Raw genomic sequence first — 4,908 nt, 5'->3', positions numbered from 1 at the left:
AGACCCGATCAGCCGGCGTTCGGCTCGAAAGTGGCACACAGCGAACTGTATTACGAGAGTAATTCAAAAATCTTGCGAGGAGCAACGCGAGTCCTGAATGAATTGACCGGCGGCGACCGATACACAGGCGGGTATGTCAGCTTATCACCTGCCGATGTTGGTCATCTGCTTGAGTCTTACACTGGTGGAGTCGGTAGAACGATAATTCGAGGCTTTGATACAGTGGCCAGAATTACCTCGGGAGAAGCACCTGATTTTGACAACATTCCAGTTGTCAGGCGCTTCAGTGGTGAAGCGACGGATTACAACACCTGGCAGACGTTCAAAGAAAATTCCGAGATCGTTGAGGACTTTGAACGGGCCAGGCGGGAACGGAACATCGAGTATCTCAAATCCAATCGGCGATTGTTGCCCACTGTGGCGCTTTACAAGAACACTGGCAAGCGTATCTCTGCCATCAGGAAAAGAAAAAACCTCTCTGAGTCTGACAAGCAGAAGCAGATTCTAGCGACGCAGAAGAGCTTCAATAAAAGATTTAGAGAACTTCGACAAAATTAAATATAAAAAGCCCCACCATCAAAAATGTGATGAGGCGGGGCTTTTTGTTTTGATGTGCGGTAGACACTCAAAACCGTGGTTGGTAAAAGTATAGCACACCGGAAGCGAAAAAGCCAAGAAAATTGAAATGCTAAAAATATCTATCAAAAAACTGATAATAGATGATATAATTATTACAGAACGGGCCGGAGGCTCGATAAACAAACAAGGAGGTTTCCTTATATGAAAAAGCTTTGCGCAAAGCTGATTTCTGTTCTTGTCCTCGCCTGCACTATTTTAACTGTGTCGCCTGCAATTGCAGCAGACCCGGCTGTAAGAGTTGCCGGCCTTCCGCACCAGGCTGAAACATTCAGCAAGCTTTTGATGCTTACTGAAGCGACTGTCACGGAGACAGCTGCAATTACTCCAAGCGATAAAATTGCAACAGGCACGTTGTCTACTGCGTATTATCTGCCCGATAGCGTTGAGTATCCAATATTACTTCGCGTTCAGAATCTTGGTTCAGATGAGATTCGATACTCTGAATATGAAACTATCGGAACTGCCGGAGTAACTTTGCCTACCGCGTCGTCACCGCAACTGCTGGCCACAACCGGGGCGTTGTGTAAATCTGGTTTGGCGTTTGAGAAAGTTTTTTATCACGCGCCAACTCTTATTTTCAGTAGCGCATCAGGTTCTCAGGACATTGTGGTTGAGGTCTGGGGCCGCAAGAACACAGAATAAGCTCATTCGTATCGGCGGCGGAAACGCCGCCTTATTGCTTTATGGGGGATTTACCATGAAAAAAAACCTTTATTTTAGCCTGTTGTTGTTTTTGCTGAGTATCGCTATTGTTGCTTATTCAGCCAATTATCCAGAATGGCCGACTCAGCAGGGTCAGCCAATTCAATGCAATTTCGGCTTTAAGAGTATTGCGACACCAACAATAACCCTCGATGATGCTACGCCCATTAACCTTGTGAACAATCTGCCTGCTGGGACGCTTGGCTTTGAAATCAGGGCAGCTTCTGGCGCATTCGTTATTGCTCATCCTGACAATATCGCAACCGGAACCGATAGAGTTGGCCGGCTTGTCGAAGAAGGCAGCTCATACGTTTGGAATGGGCTGGCAGGAACTTTTACCGGTGCTGTGGTTGCCAATTCTGGCAGCTGTGAACTGGTCATAGATGGCGCTTGGGGGTATTGATGTGAAACGGTTCAAATCAACCCTTTTGTCGTTCATCTTCCTGCTTTTTTTAGCGTCAAGCGCCATTGCCCAGAATGGCCCGATTCTTTCCGGTGGCAATACGGATGGACTGGCACGTAATCTCAGCAATCTTGAAGAGCCTTTAGACGCCGGGGGGCTGGCGTCATTTAGTAGTGCTCTGCGTAAAATCTCTATCGGTGAATCTATAACTACAACCGGGGTTGGGCCGACATGGCACCGTGTATTCGAGATCATCAGTGCCGATCAAGATACCAGGGAACTCAAAGCAGCACCAGTTCTACAGCTTACAATCGGGAGCTCTCAAGTGGCGACCCACGGTTCATACTCGTTTTTGTTCGGCAAGAAAGGGCCGGTTATGGCGAGTGACGTCATCAGCACCTGGGATGTTAAAGTCTTGATGCGCCGCACTGCTGGTGCTGAATATAGCAATCCTGTCTTCAAGAGTGTTCGATTGTGTCGCGATGATAATGGGGTTTACATTGATGTGAGCGTAGACCGCACGAACCTTTCTCTTCAAAATCCTTGGGCAGAGTTATTGTCTCTGGACGCTAATACCCCATTTCAATCAGCGGGCTGGGCCGTTGTTACTTCCGCGCCGACGGTCACCATGTGCTCATTCAACCCAGCGTATGATACTACAAAAGATCTTATGACCTCAGCAGAGCTGCCCGCCATACCAGTAGTATTACCGCCTGTGCCCGAAGATTATATTTGGGGCTTTTCTGCCCTTGGCGCGGCAGGGGACACCGTTTGCAATGCAGCTCAATTAACTCTTACTGCAGTTGCTACCATGACTTCAGTTGCTCCGGTGTTCAACGCAGACTTGGGTTCAAGTTTTGGGTTTAGCGGCGCCGGGCGTTTAGAATGCAGCACTGGAGGGATTGAGGCCGCACCAGGCGTGTTGTTTTTCCGAATAGTATTCAATCAAGTAGATATAAATCAAACCATCTTTGAAGATGATCAAGGCTATTTACGTCTGTGGTTACGAAATGACGCTCAGCTTATGCTGACTACTGAGGCGGGAGAACAAAGCACCGGGCATACGTTTACCGCAGGAACTCCTGCCGATATTGCAATGGAATTTATAAATGCGGGTATGCTGCAGGTGCGCAAAGATGACACATACAGCACACTTTTATCTATGTGGCACCCGCCGTTTAGCTCCCCTGTATCGGTTGTTACTTTCGGCGCTCGTCGTTCAGGACAATCCCCCGTTCAAAACATGGTTGGGGCCATTAACTCGATAAAGCTGTTCAACAGAGAACTTGCTCCAAATGCGATTAAATCGCTTAGACTAGATGGAATCCAGCGTTGGGTTGCTCCTTATAGCGGGATACAGTAACATGCCAAAAAAACGACTCATATTTATACTTTTCCTGCTTTCCATACCGTTTGTAGTTGGTGCTCAGACAAAACCTTCGTGGAGCCAGATAAAAAACACGCCGACAACCGTTGATGGCTACGGTATTACTGACGCGCTGAAGAGTGATTTGAGTAATGCTACTGCATCTGTGGACGCAGACGGCGCTGGCAAGTTTCGCAAAGCTTTGCGATTGAGTGACAGCTCTTTTGTGGACGTAACAGACTTCGGCGCGGTTCCTGATGATTACCAGGATGATTATGCCGCTTTTATGGCCGCAGTCTCTTCCCTTGCAGACGGATCGACTCTGAGAATCCCGCCAGGGATTTATTACACAAGCGACTCGATCCATATCAACGGGAAAAACGATCTGGTTATTGAGTGCCAGGGAAGAATAGCACCGGACGGCGCAAACGTTGAGCTTGTCAGAATTACTGGCGGTAGTGGAATTGTTGGCAATCTTAGGCTTGGTGTGTCTGGAGAGTCATACGGCGCTCAAGAAAGCGTGGTTGCCCTGGGTAACCTGACCAATGCAAATCTATTGCTTAATTTTGTTGGTTATTCCAGCGCGGCTACTCAAACTGCGTATCTGTTCACTAATCCAAACTCTGTTATTACGATAGACGGCACTACACATTACTGCGATGACACAGGAAACATCGCAATTTCTATCGGTTCAGATGGTATTCAAGGCTTGTCGGGAATAGACAAGTTGAACAAGCTGTCTTTTCTTGGTGATGATCTTTATCTGCCGGGATCGGTTCAAGCATCAGGCACTGTAATTGGTGACGGTGCAACTTTCGGTGATCAGGGGATATCTTCACAGGGGCTAATACAAACAGGCGACGCTTTGATTGCCAGCTTTGCGACAATCGTGGGTAATTTGTCGGCAGGCTCTGTGTCAACAGCCAATGCGACAGTCAATTCCCTGGATGCTGATAGCATAGCGGTTGAAAATCTTTCCATTACCGATCCGTTAACCGTTGCGGGGCTTACTGTTGCCGGCGGCAATATCGTAGTTTCAAAATCTTACGCTGGCACAGGCAATATAAGCGCTTCTGACACCATCAGCAGCGACAAGCTCCAGGCAAATATAGGCACAATAACCGTGTCTCTTGATGTGGCGAGTCTTACGGCCAGATTCATACAAGCTGATGACACCGACATTCCATTTAAGTGGCCAGCTTCTATTGCTTCACTTACAGTTGACGGCAGAATCAGCGCCAATGAGTTCGTTGCTACAGGGGCAGTCTATGCTTCCGCAGGGTATTTCGGTGAAGCCTCTATCGGTGATCTTTCGTTCGATGCTGCTACAGTGCCAAAGCTTGGTGTCGGAGAAATCCAGGCATATTTATCTGATGAATATGCCAGCCCCACTATCTCATTCGGCAACGATTTCGTGTCACTGCTCAGCAACGCAACCACAACCGGCTATCTGCCAAGGCTGACAGTCGCTTCAGATTCAATCAGGATTGTTGGTGGCGAGATACACATTGATACTGACAGAATCAACGCGCAGTCTTCCGGGCTTGAGGTATATCGGCTTGGCATCAAAGATTTGCGGTTCAATCATGCGAGCGGCACGCTGTCGCCGGCGAAGCTCCAGCCCGACCCCTCCACGAATTCATTTATCTGGACTGATTTTACCGACACGACCCGCCTATACATGACCGCAAGCCGAACGCGGATTATGAATCGACCGTTACACCTCGATCCTCAGTCAGAGCCGAATGACCCCATGGATGGGGATATTTATTACGACTCAACATCTAACAAGTTCCGG

The 4,908-nt window shown here is 48.2% G+C and carries 5 protein-coding genes; all 5 read left to right on the top strand.

Translation table 11 applies throughout. The features are described from left to right. Positions 1–558: LPD38 domain-containing protein (locus M0Q24_RS11390; protein ID WP_295050756.1), on the top strand; the 558-nt coding region annotated here is incomplete at its 5' end. A 222-nt stretch (positions 559–780) separates the two neighbouring features. Next, the gene (locus M0Q24_RS11385) at positions 781–1,281 is read left to right on the top strand and encodes a hypothetical protein (RefSeq protein ID WP_295050754.1); all 501 of its coding nucleotides are present in this window, start codon (positions 781–783) and stop codon (positions 1,279–1,281) included. Positions 1,282–1,336: 55 nt separating this feature from the next. Next, positions 1,337–1,744: a hypothetical protein gene (locus tag M0Q24_RS11380; RefSeq protein ID WP_295050752.1), complete on the top strand. Its 408-nt coding sequence runs from the start codon at positions 1,337–1,339 to the stop codon at positions 1,742–1,744. Further along, positions 1,725–3,107, top strand: coding sequence for a hypothetical protein (locus M0Q24_RS11375; protein ID WP_295050750.1), 1,383 nt, complete (start codon positions 1,725–1,727; stop codon positions 3,105–3,107). Before M0Q24_RS11380 ends, M0Q24_RS11375 begins: the two co-directional genes overlap by 20 nt. A 1-nt stretch (position 3,108) precedes the next feature. Continuing rightward, positions 3,109–4,908 (top strand): glycosyl hydrolase family 28-related protein (locus M0Q24_RS11370; RefSeq protein ID WP_295050748.1); only part of this gene is annotated, 1,800 nt, incomplete at its 3' end.

It is taken from the genome of Sulfurimonas sp., from assembly GCF_023228785.1.
GTDB lineage: Bacteria > Campylobacterota > Campylobacteria > Campylobacterales > Sulfurimonadaceae > Sulfurimonas.
Note: the sequence above shows the minus strand (reverse complement) of the source record. Positions and strands in the feature narration are given on the sequence as shown.

Coding starts and splice junctions, on each gene's coding strand:
- M0Q24_RS11380 (WP_295050752.1), top strand. CDS start 1,337: ATGAAAAAAAACCTTTATTTTAGCCTGTTGTTGTTTTTGCTGAGTATC.
- M0Q24_RS11375 (WP_295050750.1), top strand. CDS start 1,725: ATGGCGCTTGGGGGTATTGATGTGAAACGGTTCAAATCAACCCTTTTG.
- M0Q24_RS11385 (WP_295050754.1), top strand. CDS start 781: ATGAAAAAGCTTTGCGCAAAGCTGATTTCTGTTCTTGTCCTCGCCTGC.